The following is a 20,893-nucleotide window of genomic DNA, read 5'->3' as shown; positions in this document are numbered from 1 at the left end:
CAATCAGAGACCGCCGGGCGTGGCCGATCGTTCCTCTGCGATGCAGCGATCGATCATCCGGCATACGGCATCGATCGTGCCGACCATGATCAGGCGCGAACGGCCGTGATAGACGCGCACCGGTGCACGGCGCGCGGGTTCGGCGTGATTCAGGCCGGCGTTCAGCGATACCCGCGCGAAAGCGGGGAGCGCCGACGGCAGCAGGGACGCCTGCCGTTCGACTGCGACTTCTTCTTGCACAGGCGCCGCCGCGGACAGCGGTGCGCAGGGCGTGCGGCCGCGCAGGTGACGCAGGCGGCCGAATTGACGGAAAGGCAGCAGACGGGCAAGGCGTTCCATGATGTTCTCCTCAGCGAGACGGAATGTCAGAGTTCGCCCGAGCGAATCAGCCCGACGGCGATGCCTTCCAGCGCGAACTCCGCGCTGCCGGCCTTGACGAAGATGTTTTCGTAATCGGGGTTCTCCGCGATCAGTTCGAGACCGCCCGGCCGGCGCATCAGGCGCTTGACCGTGACGTCGTCGCCGAGACGCGCGACGATGATCTGGCCGTCCTTCGCTTCCGTGCGCTTCTGCACGGCGAGGAGGTCGCCGTCGAGGATGCCGGCGTCGCGCATCGACAGGCCGCGCACTTTCAGCAGGTAATCGGGCTTGCTGGAGAACAGCGCGGGATCGCACGCGTAATGCTGCGAGATGTGCTCCTGCGCAAGGATCGGGCTACCGGCCGCGACGCGGCCGACGAGCGGCAGCGACAACTGCATCAGGGCGGCGTGCGGCAACGTGAACTGGTGCGGGGCATCGTCGATGCCGAGCAGGCGGATGCCGCGCGACGCGCCGGCGGCCAGCTCGATCACACCCTTGCGCGCGAGTGCGCGCAGGTGCTCCTCGGCCGCATTCGGCGAACTGAAGCCCAGTTCGGCCGCGATCTCGGCACGGGTGGGCGGGAATCCGGAGCGCTCGATCGCGCGACGGATCAAGTCGAACACTTGCTGCTGACGGGCGGTGAGTTTGGTCATGGCTCAACTGTATGGATAGACAGTGAGCTGTATTTTTATACAGTAGTTCGAGAATTTCAAGTGTTACGTGAGGTTCGACGCGATCGCGCCGGTTCCGACGCGATTTCACGACGCCCGGACGCCGGTTCATCTGCCACAACCATCCATCCCGTCTGCGTTAGCACTTTTGAGTATTAAAAAATAAGGAACGATTATTTTTAATCATGTAACCCGTTCGTTAGACTGGCCCGACATCGCAATACCGACAACACTGGAGAACCAAGGATGGGCAAGCGCAATACGGGGCTGGTGGGCGGAGTGGGCCGCCTGATCGCAACACTCGCGCTGGGCGCGGCGGCGGCGCTGGGCGTCGCGACGCACGCACAGGCCGATACGACCTTCCTGAACGTGTCGTACGACCCGACGCGCGAGCTGTATCAGGACTTCAACCAGGCGTTCGGCAAGGAGTGGAAGGCGAAGACGGGCGAGACCGTCAACTTCAAGCAGTCGCACGGCGGTTCGGGCGCGCAGGCGCGCTCGGTGCTCGACGGCCTGCAGGCCGACGTCGTCACGCTGGCGCTTGCGTACGACATCGATGCGCTCGCGAACAAGGGGCTCGTCAACAAGGACTGGCAGAAGCGCCTGCCCGACAACGCGTCGCCGTACACGTCGACGATCGTGTTCCTGGTGCGCAAGGGCAATCCGAAGGGGATCAAGGACTGGGACGACCTGACCAAGCCGGGCATCTCGATCGTCACGCCGAATCCGAAGACGTCGGGCGGCGCGCGCTGGAACTACCTGGCCGCATGGGCGTATGCGGTGCACAAGCCGGGCGGCAACGAGCAGACGGCGAAGGAATTCGTCACGAAGCTCTACAAGAACGCAGGCGTGCTCGATTCGGGCGCGCGCGGCGCGACCACGAGCTTCGTGCAGCGCGGGATCGGCGACGTGCTGATCGCATGGGAAAACGAGGCATTCCTGTCGGTCAAGGAATTCGGCACCGACAAGTTCGAGATCGTCGTGCCGTCGGTGAGCATCCTGGCCGAGCCGCCCGTCGCGGTGGTGGACAAGGTGGTCGACAAGAAGGGCACGCGCAAGCTGGCCGATGCGTACCTGAACTTCCTGTACAGCCCGCAGGGCCAGGAGATCGCGGCGCGCAACTACTACCGGCCGCGTTCGAAGAACGTGCCGGCGGAGCTGACGAAGCAGTTCCCGAAGCTGAAGCTGTACACGGTCGACGATACCTTCGGCGGCTGGACGAATGCGCAGAAGACGCATTTTGCGGACGGCGGCGTGTTCGATTCGATCTACAAGCCGCAGTAACGCCATAACGACAGCGGCGCGCCACGATAGCGCGCCGCATCCCCGACGGGCCGCCGGCGCGATTCACTGCGCCGGCGTTTGCGTCGGACCCATGAGCAGCATCGACCCAGCAAGAGCATCCGATGACGACGTACACCTTTCGCAAGCCGAGCGCGCTGCCCGGTTTCGGCGTGACGCTAGGCATCACGGTGGCCTATTTGAGCCTCGTGGTGCTGATACCGCTCGCCGCCACGTTCCTGAAGACCGCGACGCTGTCGTGGGACCAGTTCGTCACCGCCGTCACGTCGCCGCGCGTGCTCGCGTCGTACCGGCTGACGTTCTCCGCCGCGCTCGGCGGCGCGCTGATCAACGCCGTGTTCGGCTTTCTTGTCGCCTGGGTTCTGGTGCGCTACACGTTTCCGTTCAAGCGCCTCGTCGATGCGGTCGTCGATTTGCCGTTTGCGCTCCCGACGTCGGTCGCCGGCATTTCGCTCGCGGCCGTTTACGCGACCAACGGCTGGGTCGGCCAGTATCTCGCGCCGCTCGGCATCAAGATCGCGTTCACGCCGGCCGGCGTGCTGGTCGCGCTGACCTTCATCGGGCTGCCGTTCGTCGTGCGCACGGTGCAGCCGGTGCTCGAGGATTTCGAGCGCGAGCAGGAGGAGGCCGCCGCATGCCTCGGCGCGTCGCGCTGGCTGACGTTCCGCCGCGTCGTGCTGCCGGCCGTGCTGCCGGCGCTCCTCACCGGTTTCGCGCTCGCGTTCGCACGTGCGCTCGGCGAATACGGCTCGGTGATCTTCATCGCCGGCAACGTGCCGATGAAATCCGAGATCACGTCGCTGCTCATCATCACCAAGCTCGAGCAGTACGACTACGCGGGCGCGACCGCGCTGGCGGTCGTGATGCTGGTCGTGTCGTTCCTGATGCTGCTGCTGATCAACACGCTGCAGTGGTATCTGCAGCGTCGTACGAGCAAGGGCGCGAGCGGCCCGGCGCCCGCCACCGTCGCCGTAGCAGCAGGAGGCCAGCAATGAGCCAGGAGGCCACCGTCGTGCTGAAAACCCCGTCGCCGGCCGCGCGTGCCACGAAGCGGCTCGACCCCGTCAGCGAGTCGCGCGTCGTGCGCTGGCTGCTCACGGGCATCGCGCTGGCGTTCCTCGCGTTTTTCCTCGTCGTGCCGCTCGCCGCGGTGTTCGTCGAGGCGCTGCGCAAGGGCGTCGGCTTCTATTTCGAATCGCTGGCCGATCCCGATGCGTGGTCGGCGATCAAGCTGACACTGACCGTCGCCGTGATCGCGGTGCCGTTGAACCTCGTGTTCGGCGTGTGCGCATCGTGGGCGATCGCGAAGTTCGAATTCCGCGGCAAGGCGCTGCTGACGACGCTGATCGACCTGCCGTTCTCGGTGTCGCCGGTGATCTCGGGCCTCGTGTACGTGCTGCTGTTCGGCGCGCAGGGCTGGTTCGGGCCGTGGCTGCAGGATCACGACGTGCAGATCATTTTCGCGGTGCCGGGCATCGTGCTCGCGACGATCTTCGTCACGTTCCCGTTCGTCGCGCGCGAGCTGATTCCGCTGATGCAGGCGCAAGGCACCGACGAGGAAGAAGCCGCGCGCGTGCTCGGCGCGTCGGGCTGGCAGATCTTCCGTCGCGTGACGCTGCCGAACGTGAGGTGGGGCCTGCTGTACGGCGTGATCCTGTGCAATGCGCGCGCGATGGGCGAGTTCGGCGCGGTGTCGGTCGTGTCCGGCCACATCCGCGGCGTGACCGACACGATGCCGCTGCACGTGGAGATCCTGTACAACGAATACAACTTCGCGGCGGCGTTCGCGGTGGCGTCGGTGCTGGCGCTGCTCGCGCTCGTCACGCTCGCGCTGAAGCTGATCGCCGAGCGTCATCTGGCGGCCGAACTGGCCGACGCGCACGACGCCGTTCCCGCACATGCCGGCCCCGTCGGCGCCGTTTCGTCGAAATCGTAAAGAGGCAACCAGAATGGGTATCACCGTCCGTAACCTTCAGAAGCGCTTCGGCGATTTCACGGCGCTCGACAACGTATCGCTCGACTTCCCGCCGGGCGAGCTGGTCGCGCTGCTCGGGCCGTCCGGCTGCGGCAAGACCACGCTGCTGCGCGTGATCGCGGGCCTCGAGCACGCGGATGCCGGCCAGGTCGTGCTGCAGGGGCTCGACGTGGCATCGGTCGGTGCACGCGACCGCCAGGTCGGTTTCGTGTTCCAGCACTACGCGCTGTTCCGCCACATGACGGTGTTCGAGAACGTCGCATTCGGGCTGCGCGTGAAGCCGCGCCGCGAGCGGCCGTCGGAAGCCGCGATCCGCGAGAAGGTGCACGAACTGCTCAAGCTCGTGCAGCTCGACTGGCTCGCGCAGCGCTATCCGTCCGAGCTGTCGGGCGGCCAGCGCCAGCGTATCGCGCTCGCCCGGGCGCTCGCGGTCGAGCCGAAGGTGCTGCTGCTCGACGAGCCGTTCGGCGCGCTCGACGCGAAGGTCCGCAAGGAGCTGCGCGGCTGGCTGCGTCGTCTGCACGACGACCTGCACATCTCGACGATCTTCGTCACGCACGACCAGGAGGAGGCGCTGGAAGTCGCGGACCGCATCGTCGTGCTGAACCGCGGCCACGTCGAGCAGGTCGGCAGCCCGCAGGACGTCTACGATCATCCGCAGAGCGCATTCGTCTACGAATTCCTCGGCGCGGCCAACCGGTTGCCGGGCACGGTCGCCGGGCGTGGCTTCGTCGCCGAGGGGGCGGCCGCGCCGATCGAGGTCGACGCCGATTTCGCGGGCCCCGCGAACGCCTATGTGCGCCCGCACGACCTGCAGCTGTGGCCGGTTGGCGAAGCCGGGCACCGCGACGGCATCGCGGTGGACGTGCGCCGCGTGATCCCGCTGGGCGGCTCGGTGCGCGTGGAGCTCGAGGCGCGCGCGGGTGGCGCGCTCGAGGCCGAACTCGATCGCGATGCATGGCGGGCGCTGTCGCTGCAGGTCGGCGACGGTGCGACGGCGGTGCCGCGCGCGGTGCGTGTGTTTCCCGCGCGTTGACGAGAAAATGCAGGGCAGGGGGCGGGATACGCTCGGAATCGACAATCAAACAACGACAGCCTAAGAGGCATACCCATGAATTTTCAGCAATTGCGGTTCGTGCGCGAAGCGGTGCGCCAGAACATGAACCTGACGGAAGTCGCGAACGTGCTGTACACGTCGCAGTCGGGCGTGTCGAAGCAGATCAAGGATCTCGAGGATGAGCTGGGCGTCGACATCTTCATCCGGCGCGGCAAGCGGCTGACGGGGCTCACGGAGCCCGGCAAGGCCGTGCACCAGCTGATCGAGCGGATGCTGCTCGACGCCGAGAACCTGCGCCGCGTCGCGCGCCAGTTCGCCGACCAGGACAGCGGCCACCTCGTCGTCGCGACGACGCACACGCAGGCGCGCTACGCGCTGCCGAAGGTGATCCGCCAGTTCACCGACGTGTTCCCGAAGGTGCATCTCGCGCTGCGCCAGGGCAGCCCGCAGCAGATCGCGCAGATGATTTTGAACGGCGAGGCCGATCTCGGCATTTCGACCGAAGCGCTCGACCGCTATCCGGACATCGTCACGTTCCCGTGCTATTCGTGGCACCACACGGTCGTCGTGCCGAAGGGCCATCCGCTCGTCGGCCGCGAGAACCTGACGCTCGAGGAAATCGCCGAGTACCCGATCATCACGTACGACCAGGACTTCACGGGCCGCTCGCACATCGACCAGGCGTTTACGCAGGCGGGCGCCGTGCCCGACGTCGTGCTGACCGCGATCGACGCGGACGTGATCAAGACCTATGTCGAGCTCGGCATGGGGATCGGCGTGGTCGCGGCGATGGCCTACGATCCGCAGCGCGACACGGGGCTCGTCGCGCTCGATACGCAGCACCTGTTCGAAGCGAGCACGACGCGGGTCGGGCTGCGCAAGGGCGCGTTCCTGCGCGCGTATGCGTACCGGCTGATCGAGATGTTCGCGCCGCATCTGAACGAAGCGGAAATCGCGGGGCTGTTGCGCGAAGCCGTTTGACGGCAGCGCGTCGCGCGTCATCCGCGCGCTCACCGCGGATGGCGCGACATACCGGCGCGGGTTGTCATGTATTGGGCAGCGGCAGGCGATTTGCCGCTGCCTGGGTGATTCGACTCACCGTATCATCGGCCGCCATCGCGGTTTCCGTCCGATTCTTCGCCGCGCGCGGCGAACGACATGTATTCGCTTGCCGACCCAACGACAAGAACAAGAGGGTGCGCGTGTACGCCTCGTTTCGGGTTCGGCCATCTGCCATATCGAGCGATCCATTGGCCGGCAAATGTGATTCAATGCGCGTGAATGCCGGGTGACGTGCGCTCGGGCCGTCCGTTGGTCGCCATCCTGCCGGCCGGATCGCACCAGCGATGCAACGCGCAACACCGGAACGAAGTGCGAAAGGCAAAGCCGGCAGCCCGTCCGCCTTCAAGAAACAACGCACATGGATCGCCGGTCCCGGCACGCTCGGAGACCTACCGCGCAGCACGCAACACGCGTGACGAAGAGGTAAACAATGAATCTGAAATGGCTTCTCTTTTCGTTCGAAGGCCGGATCGGGCGCCTGCCGTGGTGGATCTACGCGCTGGTTTCCACGGTGGTCAGCGCGATTTTCGATGCGGGTTCCCGCGGTGCGCCGGAAGACGATCTGCCGCCGCTGGTGATGCTGGTGGCCGTCGTCATCGCGGTCGTCGCGGTGTGGTCGTCGATTGCGGTCGGCGTGAAGCGGCTGCACGACATCGACAAGTCGGGATGGTGGATGCTGCTGCTGTTCGTGCCGATCGTCGGCGCGCTCGCGTTGTTCGTGATGAACGGCTTCATCGCCGGCACGCCGCATGCAAACCGCTTCGGCGAGCCGCCGTCGGCCGGTGAAGACGAACCGGCGCCGCGGGGCCCGGCGTGACTCGCGCTCCGAATAAACCCTTAAATATTGATCAGACAGGTTGCACACCGACGCGAATCGGTACAGCATAGCCTTCACTCCGCCGGCGTCCCGCCGGCGGCGGCGCGTAAACGACAGCACGCGCCAGGCAGTCGGCCGTCTGCCTCGCTTCCATTCCGTGGTACCGACAGCAGCATCGATGGCCATTGCCCGGGTAGTGTGGCGCAAACGTTTGCTCACATTAAAACAACAGTCAAACAATAGTCCGGCCCTTAGGGGCCGGTCGCCAGGAGATGAGTATGAATGTCCTCTTTCGCCGTCGCTTCCTGACCGCCGCGCTCGCCGCCGTCGCGGTCGCCGCCGCACCGGCCGTCCACGCGCAATCGGCAGCCAAGCCGAAGGTTGCGCTCGTGATGAAGTCGCTCGCCAACGAGTTCTTCCTGACGATGGAAACGGGCGCGAAGGAATACCAGAAACACAACGCGGGCCAGTTCGACCTGATCACCAACGGCATCAAGGACGAAACCGACACCGCGAACCAGATCCGCATCGTCGAGCAGATGATCGTGTCGAAGGTCGACGCGATCGTGCTCGCGCCGGCCGATTCGAAGGCGCTCGTGCCGGTCGTGAAGAAGGCGGTCGACGCCGGCATCGTCGTCGTGAACATCGACAACCGGCTCGATCCCGACGTGCTGAAATCGAAGAACCTGAACGTGCCGTTCGTCGGCCCGGACAACCGCAAGGGCGCGCGCAAGATCGGCGATTACCTCGCGAAGCGGCTGAAGGCGGGCGACCAGGTCGGCATCGTCGAAGGCGTGTCGACGACGACCAATGCGCAGCAGCGCACGGCCGGCTTCCAGGACGCGATGAAGGCGGGCGGGATGAAGGTCGTGTCGGTGCAGTCCGGCGAATGGGAGATCGACAAGGGCAATGCGGTCGCCGCCGCGATGCTCAACGAATACCCGAACCTGAAGGCGCTGCTGTGCGGCAACGACAACATGGCGATCGGCGCCGTGTCGGCCGTGCGCGCGGCCGGCAAGCAGGGCAAGGTGCTCGTGGTCGGCTACGACAACATCAACGCGATCAAGCCGATGCTGAAGGACGGCCGCGTGCTCGCGACCGCCGATCAGTACGCGGCGAAGCAGGCCGTGTTCGGTATCGACACGGCGCTCAAGGCGATTGCGGAGCATCGCAAGCAGGCCGACATGTCGGGCGTGGTCGAGACGCCGGTGGATCTCGTGACGAAGTGACGCGGCCCCGATGCGGCCGCCGCCCTCAAGAATCGGGCGCGGCGGCCGTTATCCGGGGTGAGCGCGATCACGGCCACTGCATGCACATGCACTTGTGAGCGTCACACCCGCGCGCCGCGTGCGCGCGGCCGCAACCAGGATCGCGATGGACCCGACTTTCCAACCCTCCCGCGCAGCCGCTCCCGTGCTGTCCGTCTCCGGCATCGGCAAGACCTATGCCGAACCCGTGCTCGCCGACGTCACGCTGACGCTCGAAGCGGGCCACGCGCTTGCGTTGACGGGCGAGAACGGCGCCGGCAAGAGCACGCTGTCGAAGATCATCGGCGGGCTCGTCGAGCCGACCGCCGGCACGATGCAGCTCGGCGGCATGCCGTATGCGCCGGCGAGCCGGACGCAGGCCGAGGCACTCGGCGTGCGCATGGTGATGCAGGAGCTGAACCTGCTGCCGACACTGACGGTCGCCGAAAACCTGTTCCTGAACCGCCTGCCGCGGCGCTTCGGGATCATCGATCGCGCGCGGCTGCGCGACGATGCGCGGGCCGCGATGGCGCAGGTCGGGCTCGACGCGGTCGATCCCGATACGCCGGTCGGCGCGCTCGGCATCGGCCACCAGCAGATGGTCGAGATCGCACGCAACCTGATCGGCGACTGCCGTGTGCTGATTCTCGACGAACCGACCGCGATGCTGACCGCGCGTGAAGTCGAGCTGCTGTTCGAGCAGATCGACCGGCTGAAGGCGCGCGGCGTCGCGATCGTCTACATCTCGCACCGGCTCGAGGAACTCGCACGGGTCGCCGAGCGCGTCGCGGTGCTGCGCGACGGCCGGCTCGTCCATGCGGGCGACATGGCGGCGACGACGTCCGACGGGCTGGTCACGCTGATGGTCGGGCGCGAGATCGGCGAGCACATCGATCTCGGCGAGCGTCATATCGGCGCACCGCGGCTCGTCGTGTCGGGCCTCAGCCGCGGGACAGCGGTGCGCGACGTGTCGCTCGAGGTGCGCGCGGGCGAGATCTTCGGCATCTCGGGGTTGATCGGTGCAGGGCGCACCGAGCTGTTGCGGCTGATCTACGGTGCGGATGCGCCGGACGCGGGGACGATCGCGATCGGCCAGCCGCCGAAGTCGGTGCGGATCGGTTCGCCCGTCGAGGCGGTGAAGCAGGGCATCGCGCTGATCACCGAGGATCGCAAGGGCGAAGGGCTGCTGCTGACGCAGTCGATCACCGCGAACGTGTCGCTCGGCCAGCTCGACCGGCTCGCGCGCGGCGGGATCGTCGACGGCGCGCGCGAAACGGCGCTTGCCGAGCAGCAGATCGACGCGCTGCGGATCCGCGCGCACGGCGCGACGCAGGCGGTCGGCGAGCTGTCGGGCGGCAACCAGCAGAAGGTCGTGATCGGCCGCTGGCTCGCACGCGACATGGGCGTGCTGCTGTTCGACGAGCCGACGCGCGGGATCGACGTCGGCGCAAAGTTCGAGATCTACACTTTGATGGGCGCGCTCGCGCGCGAAGGCCGCGCGCTCGTCGTCGTGTCGAGCGACCTGCGCGAGCTGATGCTGATCTGCGACCGGATTGGCGTGATGTCGGCCGGGCGCATGACCGCCGTGTTCGAGCGCGGCAACTGGACCCAGGATGCGCTGCTGGCCGCGGCGTTCGCCGGCTTCGGCCGCGAGACGCCGCCGGGCGGCGCGCAGCATCCGGACGCGGGGCAGGCGCAAGGCGCTGCTCCCGGCACTTCGAATACAGGACGACCGCAATGACCCAGCCTCCCGTAACCCCGACCGACGCAGGCGCGCAGCAGGACGTGACGGGGCGCCGTGCGCGCACGCTGTCCGGCACGCGGCTCGGCCTGTCGAACTACCTCGGGCTCGCCGGTGCGCTCGCCGCGATGATTGCGCTGTTTTCGGTGCTGAGCTCGCATTTCCTGACCTACGATACGTTCAGCACGATCGCGAACCAGATTCCCGATCTCGTCGTGATGTCGGTCGGGATGACCTTCGTGCTGATCATCGCCGGGATCGACCTGTCGGTCGGCTCGGTGCTCGCGCTCGCCGCGTCGATGGTCAGCGTCGCCGCGCTGAAATGGCAGTGGGGGCCGCCGCCGGCCGCGCTGATCGGCATCGCGGTCGCGACCGCGACGGGTGCGCTGACCGGCGCGGTTACCGTCGGCTGGCGGATCCCGTCGTTCATCGTGTCGCTCGGCGTGCTGGAGGCCGCGCGCGGCCTCGCATACCAGCTGACGAATTCGCGCACGGCCTACATCGGCGACGCGTTTGATTTCCTGTCGAACCCGATCACGCTCGGCATCTCGCCGGCGTTCCTGATCGCGGTCGCGGTGATGATCGCGGCCCAGTTCGTGCTGACGCGCACCGTGTTCGGACGCTATCTCGTCGGGATCGGCACGAACGAAGAAGCGGTCCGACTTGCAGGGGTTAACCCGAGGCCGTATAAAATTCTCGTATTCGCATTGATGGGCGCCCTCGCAGGGCTGGCGTCGTTGTTCCAGATTTCGCGGCTCGAGGCGGCCGACCCGAATGCGGGCGTCGGTCTCGAACTGCAGGTGATTGCCGCCGTCGTGATCGGCGGCACGAGCCTGATGGGCGGGCGCGGCTCGGTGATCAGCACGTTCTTCGGCGTGTTGATCATCTCCGTGCTGGCCGCGGGGCTGGCGCAGATCGGTGCGAACGAGCCGACGAAACGGATCATCACCGGCGCGGTGATCGTGGTGGCGGTCGTGCTCGATACGTATCGCAGCCGGCGCACCCGCGTGCGGTAGAAAGACAGACAGAACAGACCAGAGAGAAACGGGAAATGGCGACGATCAAGGATGTGGCGGCCATGGCGGGCGTGTCGTTTACGACCGTCTCGCACGTGGTGAACAATTCGCGGCCGGTGTCCGCGGATGTGCGTGCGAAGGTCGAGGGCGCAATCCGCGAGCTGAATTACGTGCCGTCGGCCGTGGCGCGCTCGTTGAAGGCGCGTGCGACGGCGACCATCGGCCTTGTCGTGCCGAACAGCACGAATCCGTACTTCGCCGAGCTTGCGCGCGGGATCGAGGACCAGTGTGCGGCCAATGGCTATTGCGTGTTCTTCTGCAACTCGGACGACGATCCCGTCAAGCAGCGCAACTACCTGCGCGTGCTGCAGGAAAAGCGCATCGACGGGCTGATCGTCGCATCGGCCGGCGAGGATGCGGTGCTCGCTCAGACGCTCGCGGATATCCACGCGCCGCTCGTCGTCGTCGACCGCAACATCGAGGGGCTCGCGGCCGACCTCGTGCAGATCGACCACGAGCGCGGTGCGTACCTGGCGACGCGTCACCTGCTCGAGCTCGGGCACGCGAAGATCGGCTGCATCACGGGGCCGACCGACACGGCGGTCAGCGCCATGCGCGTGCATGGCTTCATCCGCGCGATGGCCGAGCGCGGGGTCGACATCGTGCCGGGCGCGATCGCGGAAAGCGACTTCTCGTGCCTCGGCGGTTATCACGCGGCGTCGCGGCTGTTCGAATCGGTGCGGCCGAGCGCGATCTTCGCGGGCAACGACCTGATGGGCGTCGGCGCGCTGCGCGCGGCGGCCGAGCGCGGCATGCGCGTGCCCGACGACTGTTCGATCATCGGGTTCGACGACATCGAATTCTCCCGCTACACGTATCCGGCCCTGTCGACGGTCGGCCAGTCGGTGCGCGCGCTCGGCGAAATGGCCGCGCAGACGCTGATCGAGCGCATCGGCGGCGGCTCGACCGCCGTGCCGAGCCGCCGCCGCGTCGTGTCGCCGCGCCTCGTGCTGCGCGAATCGACGGCGGTCTATCGCGAGCCGCCGGCCTCCGGCGGTCGCGCATGACGGCGCCCGCGGCAGGCACCGGCCGCGTGACGGTGGTCGGCAGCCTCAACATGGATCTCGTCGTGCGCGCGCCGCGCCTGCCGCTGCCGGGCGAAACGCTCGCCGGTCATGCGTTCGCGCAGGCGGCGGGCGGCAAGGGCGGCAACCAGGCCGTCGCGGCCGCCCGGCTCGGCGCGCAGGTCGCGATGATCGGCTGCGTCGGCGCGGATGCGCACGGCACGGCCCTGCGCACGGGGCTCGAAGCCGAGGGGATCGACTGTGCGGGGCTCGCGACGAGCGCGTCGGCGTCGACCGGCGTCGCGCTGATCGTCGTCGACGATGCGAGCCAGAACGCGATCGTGATCGTCGCGGGCGGCAACGGCGAGGTCACGACCGAGACGGTCGCCCGGCACGAGGCCGCACTGGCGTCGGCCGACGTGCTGATCTGCCAGCTCGAGACGCCGCCGGACGCGGTGTTCGCGGCGCTGTCGGCCGGGCGGCGGCTCGGCCGCACCGTGGTGCTCAATCCGGCTCCGGCTGTCGCACCGCTGCCGGACGGCTGGCTGCCGCTCGTCGATTACCTGATCCCGAACGAGGTCGAGGCCGCCGCGCTGACCGCACTGCCGGTGCGCGACCCGGCGGAGGCGGAAGCCGCCGCGCGCGTGCTGCAGGCAGGCGGCGCGCGCAACGTGCTGGTGACGCTCGGCGCGCGCGGCGTGCTGGCGCTGACGGCCGATGGCGCGGCGCGGCATTATCCGGCGCCTGCCGTGCAGGCCGTCGACACGACGGCGGCCGGCGATACCTTCATCGGCGGCTTTTCCGCACGGCTCGCGGCCGGCGCGGACGTCGATACGGCCATCCGCTTCGCGCAACGCGCCGCGGCACTGTCGGTCACCCGAGCGGGCGCGCAGCCGTCGATTCCCACGCTGGCCGAACTGGCCGAATAGGGCCTGATCAAGCATCTCGGCCGGTACGTTGCAAACGACGGCCGGCCGCCCACCTGCGACGCGCGCCGGCAGCGGAGCGCCGCCCATCCCTGGCTTCCAAAACACGCTGAAACACGCATTATTCATTTAGCTGTTTGTAATAAACAGACGAATAATTCGAAAAAATAGCGGAAACACCATCAAGTTGTGCGGTGCATGGTCGTAAATGCACCAAGTGAAGCAATGCTTCGACGCGACGGGCCCGTCCCGTCCATCACGACGCAACACAGGAAGGATGATGGTGTTCAAAAACCTGACGATTCGTGCGCGCATCGGTTTCACGATGGCGTTTCTGGCGGTGCTCCTGGGGGTGATCGGTGCGCTTGGCGTGTACGGCATGACGCGCGCGAACGACACGACGCGCGACGTTTTCACGAACCAGATGCCCAGCGCGGTCGACGTTTCGGTGGCCGAGATCTACGCCGCGCGCGAACGCCTTGCGCTCGACCGTGGGGCGCTGCTGGCCGGCACGCCGGACTCGGCGGCGGCCGTGGAACGAAGCCGCGCGATGCGCGCGCAGTCCGACACGTGGTGGCAGAAATACCTCGCGTTGCCGCGCGGCCCGGAGGAAGACCGGCTCGCACAGGACGTCGCCGCGAAGCGGCAGGCGTTGCAGCACGCGTGTGACGCGTTCGCGAGCGTGATCGGAGCGAATCAGGCCGACCGGATCGGCGAAGGCGCGAAGCAGCTCCAGGCGAGCTACAACGACCTCTCGGTGGCGAGCGAGGCGCTGCGCAACTTCCAGTTCACCGATGCGCAAGCCGGCTTCGACCGTGCGGAATCGGCGTTCGACACGGTGCGCGTGCTGGCGATCGCCGCGCTGGCGGCCGGCCTTGCCGCCGCGGTGGTGTCGTGGCTGACGTTGAGCCGCGCGATCGGCCGTCCGATTGCCGACGCGCTCGCGCATTTCGACGCGATTGCCGCCGGCGACCTGCGCCGGCCGATCGTCGTGGATCGCCGTGACGAGATGGGCCAGCTTCTCGAAGGCCTCGGCAAGATGCAGCGCGGGCTCGTCGACACGGTGCGCACCGTGCGCGGCGGCAGCGAGTCGATCGCGACCGCGGCGCGCCAGATCGCGGCCGGTAACATCGACCTGTCGTCGCGCACCGAGGAACAGGCCGCGGCGCTGCAGGAAACCGCGTCGAGCATGGAGCAGCTGACCAGCACCGTGAAGCAGAACGCGGACAATGCACGCCAGGCGAGTTCGCTGGCCGCGAACGCGTCGGAGATTGCAAACAAGGGCAATACGGTGGTCGGGCAGGTGGTCGGCACGATGAGCGAGATCAACGACAGCTCGGCCAAGATCGCGGACATCATCGCGATCATCGAGGGAATCGCGTTCCAGACCAACATTCTTGCGCTGAATGCCGCAGTCGAAGCGGCGCGGGCGGGCGAGGAAGGCCGCGGTTTCGCGGTCGTCGCGGGCGAGGTGCGCAGCCTGGCCCAGCGTTCGTCGACCGCGGCCAAGGAGATCAAGGTGCTGATCGACGCATCGGTGGAGCGCATTCGCTCGGGTTCCACGCTGGTCGACGAAGCAGGGCGCACGATGAGCGACGTGATCAGTGCGGTGCAGCGCGTGACGGACATCATGGGCGAGATCGCGGCGGCGTCCGAGGAGCAGAGCGGCGGGATCGACCAGGTGGCGCGCGCGGTCGCGCAGATGGACGAGGTCACGCAGCAGAATGCGGCGCTCGTCGAGGAAGCCGCGGCTGCCGCGCAATCGCTCGACGAACAGGCCGGGCGCCTGCGTGAAACGGCAGCGGTCTTCCAGCTCAATGAAGACGAGGCTCGCCCGGGTGTCGCGGCACCGGTTGCCGTGCGTCACGCGCCGCGTGCGGCCGCCGCAACGGTGGCGGTGCCCGTCCAGGCTGCTGCGCGCGACGAGCGCGACGCACCCCCGAAACGCGTCGCCGCAGCGGCGCCGGTACGCCGGCCTGTCGCGGCTTCTGCAGCACCCGCGCAAGCGGCCGCTACCGCCGACGCGGACGATTGGGAAACCTTCTGATTCGCGCGCGCCGCGCATCTATCCCCATTTGGTGACGAACGACGCCCGCGACATGCGGGCGTCGTCGTTTCCGCGACGGAAGAAATGTGACAGGCGACCGGCATGAATGACGAGCGTGCCACGTCGCATGCCGGGTGAAACGTGCATCGAAGGATGCGTGCGCAGGTGGTGCGTCATGTTCCCGCATCCGTCGTACGGGTATTTCCGTAAGGGCGCTGCGAAAAAAATTTGTAACGGCGCGCGCAACGTGTCGTCGAAAACGACCGCTCGAACGTATAGGGATGAAGGGGAGAAGCGACGACGTCGGCGGTGTCCAACACACAAGACGTTCCGTTGTTCGACGAGACGCGCCGGATGCAGTTTCTGCGGCTCGGGAGGTCGATTGTAAAACGACGAAATGTGTTGTCCAAGCGGTGTTGTCGAGAATGACGAACTTCATACGAAGAGTTCGTGAAAAAAAATAAGAAAGGGTTTAGGATGAATTCGAACGCGCTTGCTTCTGCGCAGTCGTACGAAGGCAGGCACGTCTTCAGACTCAGGCGAGGGAGGTAGCATGGATATTTACAGCAGCTTCGCGAACCGCTTCGAAAAAACGCGAGAGGAAGAGCTCTCGCTGGAGGAGTATCTCGCGCTCTGCAAGAACGATCCATCCGCGTACGCGACGGCTGGTGAACGCATGCTGGAAGCAATCGGGGAACCTGAACACATCGATACCCGCAACGACCCGCGCCTGTCGCGAATCTTTGCGAACAAGGTCATCAAGGTCTATCCCGCATTCCGTGAGTTCTACGGAATGGAGGAGGTGATCGAGCAGGTGGTCGCCTATTTCCGCCACGCTGCGCAAGGGCTCGAAGAGAAGAAGCAGATCCTCTATCTGCTTGGCCCGGTGGGCGGCGGCAAGTCGTCGATCGCCGAGCGTCTGAAGCAACTGATGGAGCGCGTGCCGTTCTATTCGCTGAAGGGTTCGCCCGTCAACGAATCGCCGCTCGGGCTGTTCGACTACGACGAAGACGGTCCGATCCTCGAGGAACAGTACGGCATTCCGCGCCGCTACCTGAAGAACATCCTGAGTCCGTGGGCCGTCAAGCGGCTGCACGAATACAACGGCGACATCCGCCAGTTCCGCGTGGTGCGCCGCTATCCGTCGATCCTGCGGCAGGTCGGCATCGCGAAGACGGAGCCGGGTGACGAGAACAATCAGGACATCTCGTCGCTGGTCGGCAAGGTCGATATCCGCAAGCTCGAACAGTACGCGCAGGACGACGCCGACGCGTACAGCTACTCGGGCGGCCTGTGCCTGGCGAACCAGGGGCTGCTCGAGTTCGTCGAAATGTTCAAGGCGCCGATCAAGGTGCTGCACCCGCTGCTCACCGCCACGCAGGAAGGCAACTTCAAGGGCACCGAGGGCTTCGGCGCGATTCCGTTCGATGGGATCATCCTCGCGCACTCGAACGAGTCGGAGTGGAAGGCGTTCCGCAACAACCGCAACAACGAGGCACTGCTCGACCGGATCTTCGTCGTGAAGGTGCCGTACTGCCTGCGCGTGTCGGAAGAGACCAAGATCTACGAGAAGCTGATCCGCAACTCGTCGCTGGCCGAAGCCGTCTGCGCGCCGGGCACGCTGAAGATGATGTCGCAGTTCTCGGTGCTGTCGCGCCTGCACGAGCCGGAGAATTCGAGCCTGTTCTCGAAGATGCAGGTGTATGACGGCGAAAACCTGAAGGACACCGATCCGAAGGCGAAGTCGTACCAGGAATACCGCGACTACGCGGGCGTGGACGAAGGGATGACGGGCGTGTCGACACGCTTTGCGTTCAAGATCCTGTCGCGCGTGTTCAACTTCGATTCGAGCGAGGTCGCGGCCAACCCCGTGCACCTGATGTACGTGCTCGAACAGCAGATCGAACGCGAGCAGTTCCCGCCGGAAACCGAGCAGAAGTACCTGTCCTTCGTGAAGGACGTGCTCGCGTCGCGCTACGCAGAATTCATCGGCAAGGAGATCCAGACGGCGTACCTCGAGTCGTATTCGGAGTACGGCCAGAACATCTTCGACCGCTACGTCACGTATGCGGACTTCTGGATCCAGGATCAGGAATTCCGCGATCACGACACGGGCGAGAGCTTCGACCGCGCCGCGCTGAACGCGGAGCTGGAGAAGATCGAGAAGCCGGCCGGCATCAGTAATCCGAAGGATTACCGCAACGAGATCGTGAACTTCGTGTTGCGTGCGCGGGCGGCGAATGCCGGCAAGAACCCCGTGTGGACGAGCTACGAGAAGTTGCGCGTCGTGATCGAGAAGAAGATGTTCTCGAACACCGAGGAACTGTTGCCGGTGATTTCGTTCAACGCCAAGGGTTCGGCGGAGGAGCAGCGCAAGCATGAGGACTTTGTGAACCGGATGGTCGCGAAGGGCTATACGCCGAAGCAGGTGAGGCTGCTTTGCGACTGGTACCTGCGCGTGCGCAAGTCGTCATGACGCGCGCGGTACCGCGCCCGTACGGCGTCGCCGTACGGGTGTTTTCAGAGACGCCGCCCGCATGACGGGAGACGGCATGTGCGGCGAGCGTCCCGGCATATCGACTTTCGAGCGGGAGACCGGGAGTGCTTCATCAAATCATCGACCGCAGGCTGGCCGGCAAGAACAAGAGTATCGCCAACCGCGAACGCTTTCTGCGTCGCGTCAAGAACTACATTCGTCGTGCCGTGTCCGACGCGGTGCGCGACCGTAGCATCAAGGATATCCAGAGCACGCAAAGCATCACGATTCCGCGCAAGGACATCGCGGAGCCGAATTTTCGGCACGCCCCTGGCGGACGTCGTGAATACGTGCACCCCGGCAACGAGGACTACGTGCGCGGCGACAAGATCCCGCGTCCGCAGGGTGGCTCGGGCGGCGGAGGCAGTCAGGCGAGCAACGAGGGCGAAGGGCAGGACGACTTCGTGTTCGAGTTGTCGCGCGACGAGTTCATGCAGTACTTCTTCGACGATCTCGAACTGCCGCGCCTCGTGAAGACGCACCTGCTGACGGTGCCGAGCTGGAAGAACGTGCGCGCGGGCTGGTCGGCGGAAGGCACGCCGAACAACATCGACGTCGTGCGTTCGCTGCGCAGCGCGCTCGGGCGTCGCATCGCGCTCGGCTCGCCGCTCGTCAACGAGCTGCGCGAACTCGAGGCGCAGCTCGAGGCGATGAAGAGCGATCCGGAAGACCGGCGCGCGGAGATCGCGGTGCTCGAGGCCGAGATCCATCACCTGAAGGGGCGCATCTGGCGGATTCCGTTCATCGATCCGTTCGACCTGCGCTACATCAACCGCGTGAAGCAGCCGCAACCGTCGAGCCAGGCCGTGATGTTCTGCCTGATGGACGTGTCGGGCTCGATGGACGAGCAGCGCAAGGATCTGTCGAAGCGCTTCTTCATCCTGCTTTACCTGTTCCTCAAGCGGAACTACGAGCGCATCGAGGTCGTGTTCATCCGTCACCACACGCGAGCCGAGGAAGTCGACGAGGACACCTTCTTCCATTCGACCGAGAGCGGCGGCACGGTGGTGTCGAGCGCGCTCGAGCTGATGCGCAAGGTGATGAACGAGCGCTACTCGCCGACCGAGTGGAACATCTACGGCGCGCAGGCGTCCGACGGCGACAACTGGACTGACGATTCGCCCAAGTGTCGCAAAATCCTGGAAGAGGATATCCTCACGAAGACGCGTTACTTCGCGTATATCCAGGTCGCGCCGGAAGAGCAGAACCTGTGGCTGGAATACGCGCAACTGGCCTTGTCTCAGCCGCACCTCGCGATGAAAAAAGTGGAATCGGCTGCCGACATCTACCCGGTGTTTCGCGAATTGTTCGAAAAGCAGGTGGAAATGTCATGACGACCCGCCATCTGCACAACGAGTCGCGCGGCTATGCGCCGCGCCCTTCCGGCGACGACACGGCCGGCCCTGCCGCATCGCAGCAACGCGGACAGGCCGAACCACCGCCGCCGGCCGCCGACTTGCCCGGCTCCGGGCGAAAGGAAGCGCGTATGAACGTTGCCGAACGCAAGCCGCTGCCGTGCCCGTCCGACTGGACGTTCGAACTGCTCGAGGAATACGACACGCACATCTCGCAGGTTGCCGAACAATACGAGCTCGATATCTACCCGATCCAGCTCGAACTGATCAGCGCCGAGCAGATGATGGACGCGTATGCGTCGGTCGGGATGCCCGTCAACTACCGTCACTGGTCGTTCGGCAAGCATTTCCTGTCGACCGAGAAGAGCTACCGTCGCGGCCAGATGGGGCTCGCGTACGAAATCGTCATCAACTCGAACCCGTGCATCGCGTACCTGATGGAAGAGAACACGATGACGATGCAGGCGCTCGTCATCGCGCACGCGGCGTACGGGCACAACTCGTTCTTCAAGGGCAATTACCTGTTCCGGCTGTGGACCGACGCGCACGCGATCATCGACTATCTCGTGTACGCGAAGAACTACGTCGCGGAATGCGAGGAGCGCTACGGCCTCGATCGCGTCGAGGAACTGCTCGATTCGTGCCATGCGCTGATGAACTACGGCGTCGACCGGTACAAGCGGCCGCAGAAGCCTTCGCTGTCGAAGGAAGCCGCGCTGCGGCGCGAGCGCGAGGCGTACCTGCAGTCGCAGGTGAATGAACTGTGGCGCACGCTGCCGGGCAAGAAGCCCGAGCTGATGGAAGAGCAGGAAGACCGCTATCCGCCCGAGCCGCAGGAGAACCTGCTGTATTTCGCGGAGAAGAATGCACCGCTGCTCGAGCCGTGGGAGCGGGAAGTGATCCGCATCGTGCGCAAGATCGGCCAGTATTTCTACCCTCAGCGGCAGACGCAGGTGATGAACGAAGGCTGGGCGACGTTCTGGCACTACACGCTGCTGAACACGCTGTACAACCAGGGGAAGCTGGAAGACAGCTTCATGATGGAATTCCTGCACTCGCACAGTAACGTGGTCTACCAGCCGCCCGTCACGAAGCCGTACTACAGCGGGATCAACCCGTATGCGCTCGGCTTCTCGATGATGAGCGACATCCGGCGGATCTGCGAAGCGCCGACGGAAGAGGACTACAAGTGGTTTCCGGAGATCGCGGGCACCCCGTGGCTGCCGGCGATGCACTACGCAATGCGCAACTTCAAGGACGAGAGCTTCATCGCGCAGTACCTGTCGCCGAGCCTGATCCGCGACATGCGGCTCTTCTCGGTGCTCGACGACGACATGCGCGATTCGCTCGAGGTGTCGGCGATCCACGACGATTCGGGCTACCAGTACGTGAGGCAGGCGCTGTCGCGGCAGTACGACATCCATCACCGCGAGCCGAACATCCAGGTGTGGGCGGTGAATACGCGCGGGGATCGCAGTCTCACGCTGCGCCACTTCATGACCGACAACCGCCACCTGTCGAACGACAGCGACGAGGTGCTCAAGCACATGGCGCGGCTCTGGCAATTCGACGTGTTCCTGGAAAGCGTCGACGAGGCCGGCACCGTGCGCAAGCGCTACGAGTGCCGCTACGTGCCGCCGGAGGTGCGGATCTGAACGTCGCCAGCAGAAAGTTTGCATCGGACGCCAGCCTTGCGGCTGGCGTTTTCATATGACGA

At 65.8% G+C, this 20,893-nt stretch carries 18 protein-coding genes; 15 read left to right on the top strand and 3 right to left on the bottom strand.

Translation table 11 applies throughout. The features are described 5' to 3' along the window. Nucleotides 1-3: 3 nt before the first annotated feature. Both QZM35_RS12040 and lexA read right to left on the bottom strand, forming a co-directional pair. Nucleotides 4-339, bottom strand: a complete 336-nt coding sequence (locus tag QZM35_RS12040) for a hypothetical protein (RefSeq protein ID WP_006476078.1) — start codon at nt 337-339, stop codon at nt 4-6. Nucleotides 340-365: 26 nt separating this feature from the next. Beyond that, nucleotides 366-1,013, bottom strand: a complete 648-nt coding sequence (gene lexA / locus QZM35_RS12035; RefSeq protein WP_089425347.1) for a transcriptional repressor LexA — start codon at nt 1,011-1,013, stop codon at nt 366-368. Between the two features lie 264 nt (nt 1,014-1,277). Here lexA and QZM35_RS12030 point away from each other — a divergent pair, with 264 nt between their 5' ends. The 12 genes from QZM35_RS12030 to QZM35_RS11975 all read left to right on the top strand — a co-directional run bounded on the left by QZM35_RS12030 (nt 1,278) and on the right by QZM35_RS11975 (nt 15,285). Then, nucleotides 1,278-2,315 carry a sulfate ABC transporter substrate-binding protein gene (locus tag QZM35_RS12030; protein WP_011351893.1) on the top strand — a complete coding sequence of 346 codons (1,038 nt, stop codon included), beginning with the start codon at nt 1,278-1,280 and terminating at the stop codon, nt 2,313-2,315. 122 nt (nt 2,316-2,437) lie between these two features. Then, nucleotides 2,438-3,328, top strand: coding sequence for a sulfate ABC transporter permease subunit CysT (gene cysT, locus QZM35_RS12025; protein WP_089425348.1), 891 nt, complete (start codon nt 2,438-2,440; stop codon nt 3,326-3,328). Beyond that, a complete protein-coding gene (gene cysW / locus QZM35_RS12020) occupies nt 3,325-4,269 on the top strand; it encodes a sulfate ABC transporter permease subunit CysW (protein ID WP_089425349.1) in 945 nt (314 codons plus the stop codon). The genes cysT and cysW overlap by 4 nt, the downstream gene beginning before the upstream one ends. Nucleotides 4,270-4,282: 13 nt before the next feature. Next, nucleotides 4,283-5,344 (top strand): sulfate/molybdate ABC transporter ATP-binding protein, encoded by a 1,062-nt coding sequence (locus QZM35_RS12015; protein WP_089431032.1) that lies wholly within the window; start codon nt 4,283-4,285, stop codon nt 5,342-5,344. 75 nt (nt 5,345-5,419) lie between these two features. Then, nucleotides 5,420-6,346: a CysB family HTH-type transcriptional regulator gene (locus QZM35_RS12010; protein WP_006484201.1), complete on the top strand. Its 927-nt coding sequence runs from the start codon at nt 5,420-5,422 to the stop codon at nt 6,344-6,346. 511 nt (nt 6,347-6,857) lie between these two features. Next, nucleotides 6,858-7,244: a DUF805 domain-containing protein gene (locus tag QZM35_RS12005; RefSeq protein ID WP_301775971.1), complete on the top strand. Its 387-nt coding sequence runs from the start codon at nt 6,858-6,860 to the stop codon at nt 7,242-7,244. A gap of 278 nt (nt 7,245-7,522) precedes the next feature. After that, nucleotides 7,523-8,473: a sugar ABC transporter substrate-binding protein gene (locus QZM35_RS12000; RefSeq protein WP_089425352.1), complete on the top strand. Its 951-nt coding sequence runs from the start codon at nt 7,523-7,525 to the stop codon at nt 8,471-8,473. A 145-nt stretch (nt 8,474-8,618) separates the two neighbouring features. Continuing rightward, nucleotides 8,619-10,232 carry a sugar ABC transporter ATP-binding protein gene (locus QZM35_RS11995; protein ID WP_301775970.1) on the top strand — a complete coding sequence of 538 codons (1,614 nt, stop codon included), beginning with the start codon at nt 8,619-8,621 and terminating at the stop codon, nt 10,230-10,232. Beyond that, complete coding sequence (locus QZM35_RS11990; RefSeq protein WP_301775969.1) at nt 10,229-11,248, top strand: ABC transporter permease; 1,020 nt, start codon at nt 10,229-10,231, stop codon at nt 11,246-11,248. The genes QZM35_RS11995 and QZM35_RS11990 overlap by 4 nt, the downstream gene beginning before the upstream one ends. A gap of 35 nt (nt 11,249-11,283) precedes the next feature. Continuing rightward, nucleotides 11,284-12,315 (top strand): LacI family DNA-binding transcriptional regulator, encoded by a 1,032-nt coding sequence (locus QZM35_RS11985; protein ID WP_039358736.1) that lies wholly within the window; start codon nt 11,284-11,286, stop codon nt 12,313-12,315. Continuing rightward, the gene (rbsK, locus tag QZM35_RS11980; protein ID WP_089425355.1) at nt 12,312-13,241 is read left to right on the top strand and encodes a ribokinase; all 930 of its coding nucleotides are present in this window, start codon (nt 12,312-12,314) and stop codon (nt 13,239-13,241) included. Before QZM35_RS11985 ends, rbsK begins: the two co-directional genes overlap by 4 nt. 277 nt (nt 13,242-13,518) lie before the next feature. After that, nucleotides 13,519-15,285 (top strand): methyl-accepting chemotaxis protein, encoded by a 1,767-nt coding sequence (locus tag QZM35_RS11975; RefSeq protein ID WP_301775968.1) that lies wholly within the window; start codon nt 13,519-13,521, stop codon nt 15,283-15,285. A gap of 18 nt (nt 15,286-15,303) precedes the next feature. Here QZM35_RS11975 and QZM35_RS11970 read toward each other — a convergent pair whose 3' ends face one another. Then, nucleotides 15,304-15,462, bottom strand: coding sequence for a hypothetical protein (locus QZM35_RS11970; RefSeq protein WP_174974573.1), 159 nt, complete (start codon nt 15,460-15,462; stop codon nt 15,304-15,306). Nucleotides 15,463-15,838: 376 nt separating this feature from the next. Here QZM35_RS11970 and QZM35_RS11965 point away from each other — a divergent pair, with 376 nt between their 5' ends. The 3 genes from QZM35_RS11965 (at nt 15,839) to QZM35_RS11955 (ending at nt 20,831) form a co-directional block, all read left to right on the top strand. Then, entirely contained in the window at nt 15,839-17,761 is a 1,923-nt protein-coding gene (locus QZM35_RS11965; protein WP_011351905.1) for a PrkA family serine protein kinase, read from the top strand. 125 nt (nt 17,762-17,886) lie between these two features. Next, on the top strand, nt 17,887-19,155 hold the full coding sequence (locus tag QZM35_RS11960; RefSeq protein ID WP_039358726.1) for a YeaH/YhbH family protein: 1,269 nt from the start codon (nt 17,887-17,889) through the stop codon (nt 19,153-19,155). Then, nucleotides 19,152-20,831 (top strand): SpoVR family protein, encoded by a 1,680-nt coding sequence (locus QZM35_RS11955; protein WP_089425356.1) that lies wholly within the window; start codon nt 19,152-19,154, stop codon nt 20,829-20,831. The genes QZM35_RS11960 and QZM35_RS11955 overlap by 4 nt, the downstream gene beginning before the upstream one ends. Nucleotides 20,832-20,893: the final 62 nt, after the last annotated feature.

It is taken from the genome of Burkholderia sp. AU45274 (assembly GCF_030482505.1).
In the GTDB taxonomy this organism is placed as follows: Bacteria; Pseudomonadota; Gammaproteobacteria; order Burkholderiales; family Burkholderiaceae; genus Burkholderia.
This window is presented reverse-complemented; position numbering and strand designations above follow the sequence as displayed.

Bases quoted from the DNA above. Each gene is read 5' to 3' on its own strand.
- QZM35_RS11965 (WP_011351905.1), top strand. From the start codon at position 15,839: ATGGATATTTACAGCAGCTTCGCGAACCGCTTCGAAAAAACGCGAGAG.
- QZM35_RS11990 (WP_301775969.1), top strand. From the start codon at position 10,229: ATGACCCAGCCTCCCGTAACCCCGACCGACGCAGGCGCGCAGCAGGAC.
- QZM35_RS12000 (WP_089425352.1), top strand. From the start codon at position 7,523: ATGAATGTCCTCTTTCGCCGTCGCTTCCTGACCGCCGCGCTCGCCGCC.
- QZM35_RS11985 (WP_039358736.1), top strand. From the start codon at position 11,284: ATGGCGACGATCAAGGATGTGGCGGCCATGGCGGGCGTGTCGTTTACG.
- QZM35_RS11955 (WP_089425356.1), top strand. From the start codon at position 19,152: ATGACGACCCGCCATCTGCACAACGAGTCGCGCGGCTATGCGCCGCGC.
- QZM35_RS11970 (WP_174974573.1), bottom strand. From the start codon at position 15,462: ATGACGCACCACCTGCGCACGCATCCTTCGATGCACGTTTCACCCGGC.
- QZM35_RS12005 (WP_301775971.1), top strand. From the start codon at position 6,858: ATGAATCTGAAATGGCTTCTCTTTTCGTTCGAAGGCCGGATCGGGCGC.
- lexA (WP_089425347.1), bottom strand. From the start codon at position 1,013: ATGACCAAACTCACCGCCCGTCAGCAGCAAGTGTTCGACTTGATCCGT.
- cysT (WP_089425348.1), top strand. From the start codon at position 2,438: ATGACGACGTACACCTTTCGCAAGCCGAGCGCGCTGCCCGGTTTCGGC.
- QZM35_RS12010 (WP_006484201.1), top strand. From the start codon at position 5,420: ATGAATTTTCAGCAATTGCGGTTCGTGCGCGAAGCGGTGCGCCAGAAC.
- QZM35_RS12030 (WP_011351893.1), top strand. From the start codon at position 1,278: ATGGGCAAGCGCAATACGGGGCTGGTGGGCGGAGTGGGCCGCCTGATC.
- QZM35_RS11995 (WP_301775970.1), top strand. From the start codon at position 8,619: ATGGACCCGACTTTCCAACCCTCCCGCGCAGCCGCTCCCGTGCTGTCC.
- rbsK (WP_089425355.1), top strand. From the start codon at position 12,312: ATGACGGCGCCCGCGGCAGGCACCGGCCGCGTGACGGTGGTCGGCAGC.
- QZM35_RS11975 (WP_301775968.1), top strand. From the start codon at position 13,519: ATGGTGTTCAAAAACCTGACGATTCGTGCGCGCATCGGTTTCACGATG.
- QZM35_RS12015 (WP_089431032.1), top strand. From the start codon at position 4,283: ATGGGTATCACCGTCCGTAACCTTCAGAAGCGCTTCGGCGATTTCACG.
- cysW (WP_089425349.1), top strand. From the start codon at position 3,325: ATGAGCCAGGAGGCCACCGTCGTGCTGAAAACCCCGTCGCCGGCCGCG.
- QZM35_RS12040 (WP_006476078.1), bottom strand. From the start codon at position 339: ATGGAACGCCTTGCCCGTCTGCTGCCTTTCCGTCAATTCGGCCGCCTG.